Raw genomic sequence first — 13,501 nt, 5'->3', positions numbered from 1 at the left:
ACAACAAAGGGATAATCCAGTGTTAAATAAGTATCCAATGTGGAAATACTTGCTGGTACTTGCTGTGTTAGCAGTGGGCATTTTATATGCGACACCAAACTTGTATGGTCGTGATCCGGCCATACAAGTGTCTGGCACCAAAGGTGCCAGTGCTGATTTAAGCGTACTAGATCAAGTTAACAACACACTTGCAAAGAACAACATCACAGTAAAGTCATCAGCACTTGAAAAGGGTCAAGTGCTTGTCCGTTTTAAAAATGTTGAAGAGCAACTCAAAGCACAGGATCTTCTGCGTGCTAACTTAAGTGAAGATTACATTTCAGCGATTAACATGAGCCCAGCGCAACCTGAGTGGTTGAAGAACTTGGGTGGTAATCCAATGAAGTTGGGTCTGGATCTGAGTGGGGGTGTTCACTTCACTATGGAAGTGGATATGGTGACAGCGCTTGATAATGCGCTTGAAACGATGGAGCAAGATTTTAAGAGTGATTTACGTGGTGAAAAATTGCGCTATCGCTCAGTGCGTCGTGTAGCTGGTAGTGACAGGTTGCAGGTAACTATGCGTGATGCAAGTGATAAAGACGCCGCAGAACGTTTTTTACAGAGTCGCTACCCACTATATAACTTTATTGATGATAGCAGCAACGATGTCGCATTTTACGCCAGTTTGAGCGACCAAAAGTTCAAAGAAATTCGTGACTATGCTATCAAGCAAAACGAAACAATTATTCGTAACCGTATTAACCAGCTAGGTGTTGCTGAGCCAAATGTACAACGTCAAGGTGCTGAGCGTATCATCGTGCAACTTCCGGGTGTACAAGACACAGCAAGAGCGAAGGAAATCTTAGGGGCTACTGCAACGCTTGAGTTTCGTGAAGTAGATGAAAACGCAGATGTAAGAGCCGCTGCTCAGGGCCGTATACCGCCAGGCACTGAAGTGATTAATCATAAAGATGGTTATCCCGTGGTATTAAAAAAGCGCATTATTCTAGAAGGGAGCCATATTACTGGTGCCCAATCTGGAATGGATGAGTACCAACGCCCGCAAGTGAGCATCAACCTTGATAGCAAAGGGGGTGCAAAAATGAATGCATTCACTAAGCGTGCTATCGGTAAGCGCATGGCTACGGTATTTATTGAATACAAACCATCAGGTAAAAAAGATGCTAATGGCAAAGCTCTGCCACCGATTAAAGTGGAAGAAGTGATAAATGTTGCCACCATTCAAGCGCGTTTAAATAATTCATTCCGTATTACCGGCATCGATAACCCAGCTGAAGCACATAACTTAAGTTTGTTACTACGTGCAGGTGCTTTAGTGGCGCCAATTCAAATCGTAGAAGAGCGTACAGTAGGGCCAAGCTTAGGTCAGGAAAATATTGATGCGGGCATGACCGCGGTCGCACTTGGCTTTGCGTTCGTACTAGCTTTCATGTTGGCTTACTACAAAGGTTTTGGTTTAGTGGCTAATTTAGCATTGGCTGCAAACCTTGTATTGATCGTTGGTGTGATGTCGATGATCCCAGGTGCAACGCTCACTTTACCAGGTATTGCAGGTATTGTATTGACTGTTGGTATGGCGGTAGATGCAAACGTACTTATATTCGAACGAATTCGCGAAGAGTTACTCGATGGACGTAGCCCGCAGCAAGCGGTACACCATGGTTATGACAGCGCATTTAGCACCATTTTCGATGCCAATATTACAACGCTGATCGCGGCAATTATTCTGTTCTCTGTAGGAACCGGGCCAATTGCAGGATTCGCTGTAACACTGGCAATTGGTATTATCACATCCATGTTTACAGCCATCGTTGGCACCCGTGCGGTGATCAACCTATGTATTGGTGGTAAACGTGTAGAGAAGCTTTCTATCTAGGAGACGGGTATGCAGTTATTAAACTTAAAAGGCACTATCCGCTTTATGTCGGCGAGAAAGCTTACGATGGCTTTCTCTGCTTTGCTGATAGTTGCCTCAATTGCCTCAATGGCCATAAGAGGATTGAACTTCGGTTTGGATTTTACGGGCGGTACCGCGGTTGAAGTGGGTTTTGCACAACCTGCGGATCTAAAAAATATTCGTGATGTATTGGCTAACAACGGTTTTGCAGATGCATCAGTGCAACTATTTGGTACCAGCCAAGAAGTATTGGTGCGTTTAGCACCTCGTGGTGACGATGTTAAAGCCGAAGTCATTGGTAATCAGCTTATAGCCGCGCTAAAAGAAGCTGATAGCAGTGTAGAGATGCGCCGTATTGAGTTTGTTGGGCCAAGTGTTGGTGAAGACTTGAAAGAGCAGGGTGGCTTAGCGATGCTCACCGCTTTGATTTGTATCTTGATATATGTTGCATTTCGCTTTGAATGGCGTTTTGCTGTTGGTGCTGTTGCGGCACTATTTCACGATGTTATCTTGACCATGGGTTTGTTCTCATTATTGGATTTAGAGTTTGATTTAACGATACTAGCAGCGATTTTGGCGGTGATCGGTTACTCGCTGAACGATACTATTGTAGTGTCAGATCGTATCCGTGAGAACTTCAGAAAAGTACGTATTGATGACACGTTGGAGATCATCAATATCTCTTTAACGCAAACTCTTAATCGTACGTTAGTTACTTCAATTACTACTATCTTGGTATTGGTAGCACTATTTGTATGGGGCGGACAAACCATTCATGGTTTTGCTACTGCATTGCTATTTGGTGTTTTCATTGGTACTTATTCTTCAGTTTATGTTGCCAGCTCAGTTGCCGTTGCGATGGGTGTGAGCAAAGAGGACTTGATCCCAGTAGAAGTTGAAAAAGAAGGCGCAGATCTAGACGCAATGCCTTAGTACTCCTTTTGATTTGAAAGGCCGCGTTTGCGGCCTTTTTTATGGGAACTAAAAACTATCAACTCGCTATTTTGCGGACTTTCAGTGTAGCGTTGGTTTGTATTGATCTGTGCTTTTTCCTTAACAACGTTATGATATTAAATAAAATATTTATTTCTTAACCCCCCTTAATACAAACCTAAAGTTCAATAGGAAACAGGGTAATGAAACTAAAATGGGTTGTCGTATTGGCGTGTTTTTTCGTTGTCTCGTGCAAAGACAACGCGTCAACAGCAAAACCACACATTAAAGTGAGTTTAGCCACTTTGTTACAGCGCTATGATGAACAGCTAAATCAATTACACAATGCATTGTACAATGAAGAAAGTCGAGAGAAAGTGGTCGCTTATAGCGATGAGTTATATGCTACAGCGCAAACGGTCATTGCGATATTTACTGAGCGACGACCAATGTGTGCGGACTATTTCTCGCAACTGCTTGTTATATCTGAAGAGTTAAGAGAGAATGCCGTACATACCTTGTACTCTAACACCTCGATACAAAGTAATCTCCCACAATTTCAAGCACCAATTTGCTACCATCTAAAAGAGCTATTAGTACAGCCAATTATCTTGTTGTCTTATGCACAACAAAAAGGCCCAAATTCAGATGGGCCGCAAACCATTCAAATAGATATGATTGAACTACAGGCTCATATTGCGCAAGTAAAGCATAGTCTTGTTACTACAGCACACCTGTAGGATACGAGTTGCAGATATTAAATGGGCCTATTTGTATAAGCGCTGCCAAGCACAGGTTACATTTCCATTTTTTTCAAAATAGAAATTCCAGCAATTATCATCATAATTCCTATTGCCAACATCAATTCGGTAGCCACTGATATACCAGTTGTGTAAAGAAATAAAGCGACCATTATTGAGGAGTGAAAAATGAACATGTGGTCCTGTTGAGCTGCCGCCTTGACATAGAGCTTGGTTTTTATTGTAAGCATATCGGCCCAGCCAAGATCCCGATGAGATAACGTCACCGCTTTGATATTGTAAACTATCCATATGATAGTACTGGGTTGCATAGCCACTAGAGTGAGTAACTCGAATACTGCATGATGAATACCTTGTCACAGTACCGCCATGTGCGGCTTGAACCCAAGGAGTGTTACTTCCCCAGCCTCCAGAACCATTATTAAAGTCTAATGAAGAGTAGGGGTATCCAGACCCAGTATTCGAATGTGCCCCACCGCTGTACCAAGCATAACCCGAAGGCCAAGGGAGCTGCATAGTAAAGTGTTCCTGAGGCTCGACATGTTGAGGTTTGGTGGCAGCGTTGGCGGTAAATAACAAGCTTTCTTTGTTGAACAAGTGTTCATATTGCTTGAGTAAATTATTTAAATTTTGCGTGTCAAATAAACTAGTAAGTGCAACGGTACTCGCGTTGGTTACAGGTTTTGAGCTGGATGCATTTTCTTCTAGGTACTGTTGATAAGCGTAATAACGCTTACTCAGAGATAGGGCTATATCTTTAATCTGGTTGTCAAAACCCATTTGGGACGAAAGCGTTGTAAAAGGTTTCGAGAAGTTTTGTTTATTTGGGGCGCTCAATATCTGACTTTGAACTTCCATCATTGCTAGCAGTAGCTTTGGGTTGATGCTGCTATATCCCGCCCAGTGTAGAATTACTTCTGTTTTCTCTTCTAAATGTGGTGCATTACTCAATAGAAAACCACGCAAATCAAAATTCTGCAATGCATCTGCAAACAAAAATGCGTGTTCATCTATTACTTGCAATGCGCTGAGTGGCAGCGAGTTGATAGCATTTTTATCAAAACTGAACTCATTAACATGGCTATGTTGGCCTTGAGCTATAGCGCTGCTAGAGAGTGTGAGTGTGGTTAGTAAAAATAAAGTTTGAGTTTTCATGTTGTATCCTTTTTCACCAAGAGAAAGTAAGCATAGGAGTTTTTGTAAATTAATTGTAAGTATTTTGGCGTTGGTTTTGGGCGAAGTGTTGTGATTTCTTTACGCCGAAATGTTCTGTTAAGTCTTCAAGATATTGATTTAAATGGCTTAATAAAATGGTAGAAACCGCGAGCATAAAGTTTAATAAATATAAAATTGTTTACTTTTTGTTATTTTTATATGAGTTTACCCTATGAAAACTTGGGAAATGAGTAACCAAACTCGATTCTAAGCCCCATTGGGCATTGAAGTATCTTAAAAGTAAGTATAAAAGCACATATTCAGCACCTTAAGTGTGTATTTGAATGTAATGAATCAATAATTAGTTTGTCTAGCAATCAATCACTTCCAAAGTTTTATTTCAAAAACAGCCAAAACTTGCTAATTGTTCATTTATTGACTAATTGTTTAGTTGTCGTGTAGTTGACTTGTGAGATGTTTTCACATGTTTAGACAGTCATCCAAATAATAATAATGGTTATTCATCGTTTGGCTCAGGTAGCAAATGGATAACGCAGGAGACGTCAAATGAACAAATACCTATCGATGGTAAGTGTTTTATTGCTTACTAGTCCTTTAGTAACCTATGGCAATAGCGCATATAATATGCGTGAAGGTGTCACAGATATTAGTCAAAGCGTTTATCAGCTTCATATGACCATATTCTTAATTTGCTGCGCAATTGGAGTGGTTGTTTTTGCTGTGATGTTTTGGGCTATGATTCATCATCGAAAGTCAAAAGGGGTTCAGCCTGCGCAATTTCATGAAAGCACTAAGGTTGAAGTTCTTTGGACGGCCATCCCATTTTTGATATTAGTCGCAATGGCAGTACCCGCAACAAAGACCCTGATTGCTATGGAAGATGTGAGCAAGGCTGACTTGACCATTAAAGTTACTGGCTCGCAATGGAAGTGGCACTATGAATATATGGGGCACGATGTCGACTTTTATTCGGTACTCTCAACTCCTAAATCACAAATCGATGACTTGGAAGAGAAATCTGAAAACTACTTATTAGAGGTCGATAAACCTCTAGTGATACCCACTGACCGAAAAGTTCGCTTTTTAATGACGTCAGATGATGTCATTCATTCATGGTGGGTACCTGATTTTGCGGTTAAAAAAGATGCAAACCCTGGCTTTATTAATGAGGCTTGGACGCGGGTAAATGAAGAGGGTATTTATCGTGGTCAATGTGCTGAATTATGTGGTAAGGATCATGGTTTTATGCCCATTGTTGTTGATGCGCGCTCGCCGCAAGAATTTGAGCAGTGGCTCAGTGCTGCGAAACAAGAAAAGCTTGACGCTGCTGCGGCAAGTGCAGCGTTATTAGACCAAACGCTAAGCAAGGAAGAGCTTATGCAGACGGGAGAAAAAGTCTACATGGCCTACTGCGCGGCGTGTCACCAGCCTACTGGTATGGGGCTACCCGGTGTATTCCCTGCGCTTAAAGGGAGCCCGCTGGTAATGGGTGATGTAAAAGATCACATAGATATTATTTTGCATGGTCAACCAGGCACGGCAATGCAAGCCTTTGCTAAGCAACTGTCAATCAAAGAGATTGCAGGTGTTGTCACCTTTAAGCGTAATAGTTGGGGAAATGATTTAGATCAGGTAATACAACCAAGCGAAGTACAAGCACGCATCGATGCAAATAAGGAGGCTGGCAAATGAGTACTGTGGCACAAACTGAACACAATCATCATGAACATCATGCTGCTAAAGGGTTTAAGCGTTGGTTATATACAACTAACCACAAAGATATCGGTTCTTTGTATTTAATATTTTCTTTAACGATGTTCTTGATCGGTGGCGCGATGGCAATGGTCATACGTGCTGAATTATTTCAACCTGGATTACAATTAGTCGACCCGCATTTTTTTAATCAAATGACCACTGTTCATGGCTTAATCATGGTATTTGGTGCCGTTATGCCTGCCTTTACTGGGCTTGCAAACTGGATGGTACCGATGATGATTGGTGCGCCAGATATGGCTTTACCGAGAATGAACAACTGGAGCTTTTGGATACTCCCATTCGCATTTGCAATTTTGTTGTTTTCATTATTTATGGAAGGCGGTGGCCCTGCTTTTGGTTGGACTTTTTATGCGCCATTGTCTACCACTTACAGTAATGATAATACCGCTTTATTTGTTTTTGCCGTTCATATTATGGGGATTAGCTCCATCATGGGCGCAATAAATGTCATTGTAACTATTGTGAACTTGAGAGCGCCGGGCATGACTTGGATGAAACTTCCATTATTCGTCTGGACTTGGTTAATCACCGCATTTTTATTAATAGCGGTAATGCCTGTACTTGCTGGTGCCGTCACGATGGTTTTGACTGACAAGTATTTTGGTACAAGCTTTTTTGATGCCGCAGGCGGTGGCGATCCTGTGATGTTCCAACATATCTTCTGGTTCTTTGGACATCCCGAAGTGTACATCATGATTTTGCCTGCGTTTGGTATCATCTCTACCATCATTCCTACGTTCTCCCGTAAAAAGTTATTTGGCTATGCATCGATGGTATATGCCACATCGTCAATCGCACTGTTGTCATTCATTGTATGGGCACACCATATGTTTACAACGGGGATGCCACTCGCCGGAGAGCTTTTCTTTATGTACGCAACTATGCTGATATCAGTGCCGACAGGTGTAAAAGTGTTTAACTGGGTTGCGACAATGTGGCGAGGGGCAATTAGCTTTGAAGTTCCGATGTTATTTGCTATCGCATTTATTGTACTGTTTACGCTGGGCGGCTTTTCCGGGTTAATGCTCGCGATCACTCCTGCAGATTTTCAGTATCATGATACCTATTTTGTCGTGGCCCATTTTCACTATGTGCTCGTTACTGGGGCGATTTTCTCGATTATGGCTGGTGCGTATTATTGGTTGCCCAAATGGACGGGTCATATGTACAACGAAGTATTGGCAAAATGGCATTTTTGGCTCTCGCTGGTGAGTGTTAATGTGCTGTTTTTCCCTATGCACTTTGTGGGCCTTGCAGGTATGCCAAGAAGGATCCCCGATTATGCACTACAGTTTGCTGATTTTAATGCGCTGATCAGTATCGGTGGGTTTGCCTTTGGTTTGTCACAATTACTGTTTGTTGCGGTTGTTTATAAATGTGCGAAAGGCGGAGAGCCAGCACCGAGTAAAGTATGGGATGGTGCAGAAGGTCTCGAGTGGGAAGTTCCTTCTCCAGCTCCTTATCATACCTTTTCAACACCGCCAGAGGTGAAGTAATGTCGCACGCAAGCTTGTTAAAAAAGCTGGTACTTGTGGTAATAGGTATGTTTGCGTTTGCCTTTGCTCTGGTGCCCCTTTATGACGTGTTTTGTGATGTAACAGGATTAAATGGCAAGCCTTCACTTGATGTGGCAGAAAAAAGTGAAACAGTGCAGGCTTCTCGGGCTGTGGATGTTAGTTTTACAACACACAGCCAGCGAAATGCGCCATTTGAAGTGAAGTCACATCAGTATAGCGTTAATGTGAAACCAGGAGAGATGGCTGAAGTAAAGTTCAGTGCTAAAAATCTCAGTGCTCAATCAAGAGTTATGCAGGCGGTACCCTCGGTCAGCCCAGGAAAAGCTGCCAAATATTTGCACAAGATGGCTTGCTTTTGTTTTGACCAACAGCCATTTTCAGCAAATCAAGAGGTTGAGTTCACGTTAGTATTTTATGTTGATACTGAGTTACCTGAAGAAATTAAAGAGCTTACCCTGTCGTATACCGTGTTTGATATTAGCGAAGCTACGGCTAGCAACGCGGTGTTGGCTAAGCAAAAGGCAGGCTAGGAGATAAAGATGGAAAAATATGAGCAGTATTATGTACCCGAGCAAAGCCATTGGCCGATAGTTGGTGCGGTGGCGATGTTTTTAATAGCGATAGGTGCTGGCCTTACGGTTATGCAGCTATCGAGTGAATCAGCCTATGGGCAGTATGTGTTATATTTAGGTCTCGCCATTTTGTGTTATATGCTTTATGGCTGGATAAAAAATGTAATTCATGAGTCTCAAACGGGGCTCTACTCAGCGCAAATGGACCGTTCATTTCGTCAAGGCATGAGTTGGTTTATATTTTCTGAAGTGATGTTCTTTTGTGCATTTTTTGGCGCGTTATTTTATGCGCGAGTTCTCTCTGTACCTTGGTTAGGTGGAGCTGGTAATAATGCTATGACACACGAGGTGTTATGGCCTACTTTTGAGGCTGTTTGGCCACTGCTATCGACACCTTCTGGCGAGACAACCCAAGCGATGGGTTGGCAAGGCTTACCTCTGATCAATACTCTTATATTACTTAGCTCTTCTGTGACCATTCATTTCGCACATGTAGCCATGGAGCGAGATGAACGCGCAAAGATCAAACTCTTTTTAGGTGCTACGGTGCTGTTGGGTTGTGTGTTTTTAGCACTGCAAGTACTTGAATATATGCACGCTTACAAAGATTTAGATCTCACATTGCAAGCAGGTATTTACGGTAACACTTTTTATATGCTGACAGGGTTTCATGGTCTGCACGTTACTTTGGGGACTGTGTTACTGCTCATTGTTTTGCTGCGAATTTTTAAAGGTCATTTAGACGCTAAACAGCATTTTGCTTTTCAAGCTGCTGCGTGGTACTGGCACTTTGTTGATGTTGTGTGGTTGTGCTTGTTTGTTTTTGTATATGTGCTTTAAGAGTTGGGGTGCGGTTTAGTTTAATCGCACCCAATTTAGCGGCAACGATGATAATGATTAATGCGATTGCGGAGAATATAACTCGACGACCTAGATAATGCGACATTGGCTTCCCGCCATTAGGGTTTTTTAGCATTAAAAATAATGCGCTAAATAAATTAAAAATAATAAACAGTAGTAAAAGAATAATAATAAATTTAATAAGCATAGTGAGTCCTTATGCAACAACGAGTTAAGCTCAAGTTTAGTTCAATAATTACTTTGGTGTTAGTCACTTTAGTTGTTGTTGTTTGTTTATCGTTGGCGTTTTGGCAATGGCAAAGGGCATTGGATAAGGAGCGCCTTACACTTCAACAGGAGCAACAGCTAGAGCTAACGGCAACGCAGGTTTTTACGTTGCCTGCAGAGCAAAACAATGGCTTGTCTACTAGTATAACTGGGCACTTTTTAGAGTCTTTTGTATGGTTTTTAGATAACCAAGTATTGGATGGCCAAGTAGGCTTTGATGTACTGACGCTGTTTAAGCTTAAAGATGATAAATCGAGTAAAAAGCTGCTATTAAACCTTGGCTTTATAGCTGCGAAAAATGGACGTCAAATCCCAAAGGTTACGTTATCTAACAAAGAAGTATCGATAAATATACAGATAAAATCCCAAGACTTAGCCGGATTTACATTGGCATCTCACCCTAATATGAATGTAACGCAGCCTCAGCTTTTGCAATACATTGACCTAGAGTTTTTGAGTAAAGCATCAACAGAAACTATCTATCCAGTAGTTGCATATCAACAAGGTAATAAAGCGCTAGTAGCTCAACCGCACTATCAGCATGTGGTGATGCCTGCACAGAAGCACATGGCTTATGCTTTACAGTGGCTACTTATAGCGTTCGCCGCAGCTATCATCGCTTACTTTGCTATAAAAAAAGGAAAAAACACATGATACAACGACCTTTAGGTATTTTTATAGTGTGCTGTTTGATCCCTCTTGCTTTGGCTTATACAGCTATTAAGCTTGAGTGGCTACCTGAACATACAACAAACCATGGTCAATTTTTGCAATCTGAATTACGTATTCCACATTTTCAAGCAAGTGATGATACGCTGTGGACGATAGCTATCAACGCCCCCGATTCTTGTAAAAGTCAATGTGATGCACAATTTGAGGCGCTTAAAAATCTTTATGTTGCGCTTGGAAAACATCAAAAGGATGTTGCTCTGGCGGTGCTCAACCGCACTACTGAGGAGTTTTCTCTTAATAACTACCTAAATTATGGCTTAGATGCAAAGTTGCGCCCAGCAAGCTTATATTTGGTAGATCATAGAGGCTTAATAGTACTGCAATATCAATATTTTAACGATGAAGAAAAAAATCGTATTGAGCATAAAGGTCTTTTGAAAGACTTAAAAAAGTTATTGAAATACGCGCGTAGTAGCTAAGGGGTGAAGATGAGTAAAGGATATAAATTACTGATATTAGCAAGTTGTGTATTGGCCTTAGTCGTTGTGTCTTTGGGAGCATATACTAGGCTGAGTAATGCAGGTCTTGGATGTCCAGATTGGCCCGGGTGCTATGGATTTTTAACGGTGCCAAATGAAACCCATGAGTTGTCGATTGTGGAGCAAAAGTTTCCTAATGCCCAAGTTGAACCTGAAAAAGCATGGATAGAAATGATCCATCGCTATTTTGCCTCATTTCTTGGCTTTATGATTGTCATATTGTGCATTGTGGCGGTAAAACATCGCTTTAATAAAAAGGACAGTGTGTATGGTTTGCCATTTAAACACTCAATAGCTTTGCTCATATTAGTGTTATTCCAAGGTATGTTAGGAATGTGGACAGTTACCATGAACTTGCAGCCTTTTGTGGTAATGGGGCATTTACTAGGCGGTTTTACCATTCTCTCCTTGCTTGTATTATTGTATTTTCGTACTCAAATGCCACCTGGCACTATTCAAAGATCTCAACAAGGTTACTCATTTTTGTGGGCTGCGTTCGCTTTAGGTGTACTGGTTATACAAATTGCATTGGGCGGTTGGGTTGCTGCTAACTATGCCGCTCCACATTGTACCGGACTGCCTATATGCAACAATATTGAGTTATTTTCGATAGAAAGCCTTTTCCACTTGCCAGTGGGACAAAGTAACTATGAGTTTGGGGTATTGCCTTTTGAAACAAGGTTATCTATTCACTTTTTACATCGAGTTTGGGCGATAGTGACTGCCGTTACTATTTTTTGGGTAAGTTGGAAAGTTTATAGTACGCATCAAAGTGAGCAAATTCGTAGATCTGTGAAGCTGGTTTGTATTGTATTGGTGACACAGCTAGCGCTTGGTGGCCTGATTGTTCATTTGCAATTTCCACTATTACTGACCCTCTTTCACAACATTATGGCCGCCTTATTATTACTTACCATGGTTAGATTATGCTTTTTATTGGCCAATAGGCAGGGAGTTTCGATATGACAGTATTAAATGTTTCTCAAAAGTGGCACCTAAGTTCTGTCCAGTTTTTAATGAATTGCTTAGCAATTTGTAAAATAAAAGTCGTCTTGATGCTGGTGCTCACAGCTTGGATTGGAATGGCTCTTGCGCCAGATATGCAAAGGGAGTGGTTGTCTCAAGTTATGAGTTTGCTAGGTATTGGCTTGCTTTCAGCTTCTGCCGCTGCAGTGAATCACATTGTGGATAGAGAGATTGATAAGAAGATGGCCAGAACACGGCATCGACCAATAGCTAGTGCGCAACTTAGTATTGGTAGCGCACTTATGTTTGCGTTCTTTTTGGCTATTCTCGGATGTGCCATGCTAGTCATATGGAGTAATTTGCTATGCACTTTACTGACATTAGGTGCGCTGGTTGGTTACGCCGTGATTTACACGTTGTTTTTAAAGCGTGCAACACCGCAAAATATTGTAATAGGTGGGCTTGCAGGAGCAATGCCGCCTTTACTTGGTTGGGTGAGTGAAACGGGATCCTTGAGTGCTCCTCCTTGGTTGTTAGTGATGATCATTTTTACCTGGACACCACCACATTTTTGGGCCTTAGCAATTGCTCGCAAAAATGACTATCAAAGGGCTAATATCCCAATGTTACCTGTGACCCATGGCATTTTATTTACCAAGCTGTGTATTATTGCGTATAGCATCTTATTAGCGATTGTGTGTTTATTACCTTACCTTATTGGTATGTCTGGATGGGTATATTTGCTGTGCGCAATAGCACTCAATGCCATGTTTATAGCAAAAAGTGTGGGCCTATACAGGAGCCAATGTGAACAGCAAGCTATGGCACTTTTTCGTTTTTCTATCAGTTATTTGCTGTTACTCTTTGTTGCCTTGTTTTTGGATAAATGGTGGTTGTAGTGAAAAAGTGGCTGATATTTGCTCTGGTTGCATTAGTATCTTGCTCGAAACAACAGCCGCTATCAGAGCATACCCTACATTATAAAACTGCAAAGCAGCTGAATGCGTTTGAACTTTACGATCAAAACCAGAATGTGACCAACAACGAAGACTTGCAGGGCAATTGGACATTTGTGTTTTTGGGATACACTAGTTGCCCAGATATATGCCCAATGACCTTGGCAAAGTTGAGCAATGTTTACGAGCAACTGAAATCAGAGTATCCAGTGAATGTTTGGTTTATATCCGTAGATCCGAAACGTGATGATGCACAAAAGCGAAAAGTATATATTGATTACTTTAATAGCCAGTTTAAGGGATTAAGTAATCGCCATGCTGATTTGTTTCCTTTAGTGCGAAATATGGGGCTGATATACGCAATAAACAATTCAGATGAGCCTGAGTACTATGTTGATCATAGTGCCTCAGTTGCTTTGATAAACCCTCAAGGGAATTTGAGCGCTATATTCAAAGCTAAGTTTTTGCCCGGGGAAGTACCATTAGTTGACGCTGATTTAATTGTCCGCGATTTTAAGTTAATCGCATCTGAGCACACCAATTAGTTTTAGTTGGTGCGCTCACATCCCTGATTATATCTAACACCTTCATTAATTTGTCTTTCT

14 protein-coding genes are annotated in these 13,501 nt (G+C 41.5%); 12 read left to right on the top strand and 2 right to left on the bottom strand.

The window, feature by feature from the left end; genetic code table 11:
• Positions 1 to 19: 19 nt before the first annotated feature.
• The 3 genes from secD to GDK41_RS14535 all read left to right on the top strand — a co-directional run bounded on the left by secD (position 20) and on the right by GDK41_RS14535 (position 3,573).
• Positions 20 to 1,879: a protein translocase subunit SecD gene (gene secD, locus GDK41_RS14545; protein WP_152087089.1), complete on the top strand. Its 1,860-nt coding sequence runs from the start codon at positions 20 to 22 to the stop codon at positions 1,877 to 1,879.
• A 9-nt stretch (positions 1,880 to 1,888) separates the two neighbouring features.
• Complete coding sequence (gene secF / locus GDK41_RS14540; RefSeq protein WP_152087088.1) at positions 1,889 to 2,833, top strand: protein translocase subunit SecF; 945 nt, start codon at positions 1,889 to 1,891, stop codon at positions 2,831 to 2,833.
• Between the two features lie 203 nt (positions 2,834 to 3,036).
• The gene (locus GDK41_RS14535; RefSeq protein WP_152087087.1) at positions 3,037 to 3,573 is read left to right on the top strand and encodes a hypothetical protein; all 537 of its coding nucleotides are present in this window, start codon (positions 3,037 to 3,039) and stop codon (positions 3,571 to 3,573) included.
• Positions 3,574 to 3,600: 27 nt separating this feature from the next.
• Here GDK41_RS14535 and GDK41_RS14530 read toward each other — a convergent pair whose 3' ends face one another.
• On the bottom strand, positions 3,601 to 4,749 hold the full coding sequence (locus tag GDK41_RS14530) for a M23 family metallopeptidase (RefSeq protein WP_152087086.1): 1,149 nt from the start codon (positions 4,747 to 4,749) through the stop codon (positions 3,601 to 3,603).
• 585 nt (positions 4,750 to 5,334) lie between these two features.
• Between GDK41_RS14530 and coxB the strand changes: the two genes are divergently transcribed.
• Genes coxB through GDK41_RS14510 form a run of 4 tightly spaced genes read left to right on the top strand, consistent with a single transcriptional unit; the run spans position 5,335 to position 9,475 of the window.
• A complete protein-coding gene (gene coxB, locus GDK41_RS14525) occupies positions 5,335 to 6,462 on the top strand; it encodes a cytochrome c oxidase subunit II (protein WP_232056570.1) in 1,128 nt (375 codons plus the stop codon).
• A complete protein-coding gene (gene ctaD / locus GDK41_RS14520; protein ID WP_152087084.1) occupies positions 6,459 to 8,042 on the top strand; it encodes a cytochrome c oxidase subunit I in 1,584 nt (527 codons plus the stop codon). The genes coxB and ctaD overlap by 4 nt, the downstream gene beginning before the upstream one ends.
• Complete coding sequence (locus tag GDK41_RS14515; RefSeq protein WP_152087083.1) at positions 8,042 to 8,593, top strand: cytochrome c oxidase assembly protein; 552 nt, start codon at positions 8,042 to 8,044, stop codon at positions 8,591 to 8,593. The genes ctaD and GDK41_RS14515 overlap by 1 nt, the downstream gene beginning before the upstream one ends.
• A 9-nt stretch (positions 8,594 to 8,602) precedes the next feature.
• Entirely contained in the window at positions 8,603 to 9,475 is an 873-nt protein-coding gene (locus tag GDK41_RS14510) for a cytochrome c oxidase subunit 3 (protein ID WP_152087082.1), read from the top strand.
• Here GDK41_RS14510 and GDK41_RS20470 read toward each other — a convergent pair.
• The gene (locus GDK41_RS20470; RefSeq protein ID WP_152087081.1) at positions 9,381 to 9,683 is read right to left on the bottom strand and encodes a DUF2909 family protein; all 303 of its coding nucleotides are present in this window, start codon (positions 9,681 to 9,683) and stop codon (positions 9,381 to 9,383) included. The genes GDK41_RS14510 and GDK41_RS20470 overlap by 95 nt on opposite strands.
• An 11-nt stretch (positions 9,684 to 9,694) precedes the next feature.
• Between GDK41_RS20470 and GDK41_RS14500 the strand changes: the two genes are divergently transcribed.
• From GDK41_RS14500 to GDK41_RS14480, 5 genes are read left to right on the top strand one after another with little or no spacing between them, the layout of a single operon-like run.
• Positions 9,695 to 10,417, top strand: a complete 723-nt coding sequence (locus tag GDK41_RS14500; RefSeq protein WP_152087080.1) for an SURF1 family protein — start codon at positions 9,695 to 9,697, stop codon at positions 10,415 to 10,417.
• A complete protein-coding gene (locus tag GDK41_RS14495; RefSeq protein ID WP_152087079.1) occupies positions 10,414 to 10,914 on the top strand; it encodes a transmembrane cytochrome oxidase associated protein in 501 nt (166 codons plus the stop codon). The genes GDK41_RS14500 and GDK41_RS14495 overlap by 4 nt, the downstream gene beginning before the upstream one ends.
• Positions 10,915 to 10,923: 9 nt before the next feature.
• A complete protein-coding gene (locus GDK41_RS14490; RefSeq protein WP_152087078.1) occupies positions 10,924 to 11,940 on the top strand; it encodes a COX15/CtaA family protein in 1,017 nt (338 codons plus the stop codon).
• Positions 11,937 to 12,839, top strand: a complete 903-nt coding sequence (cyoE, locus tag GDK41_RS14485) for a heme o synthase (RefSeq protein WP_152087077.1) — start codon at positions 11,937 to 11,939, stop codon at positions 12,837 to 12,839. The genes GDK41_RS14490 and cyoE overlap by 4 nt, the downstream gene beginning before the upstream one ends.
• On the top strand, positions 12,827 to 13,441 hold the full coding sequence (locus GDK41_RS14480; RefSeq protein WP_152087076.1) for an SCO family protein: 615 nt from the start codon (positions 12,827 to 12,829) through the stop codon (positions 13,439 to 13,441). Before cyoE ends, GDK41_RS14480 begins: the two co-directional genes overlap by 13 nt.
• Positions 13,442 to 13,501 lie beyond the last annotated feature (60 nt).

It is taken from the genome of Pseudoalteromonas sp. A25, assembly GCF_009176705.1.
Classification (GTDB): Bacteria; Pseudomonadota; Gammaproteobacteria; order Enterobacterales; family Alteromonadaceae; genus Pseudoalteromonas.
This window is presented reverse-complemented; position numbering and strand designations above follow the sequence as displayed.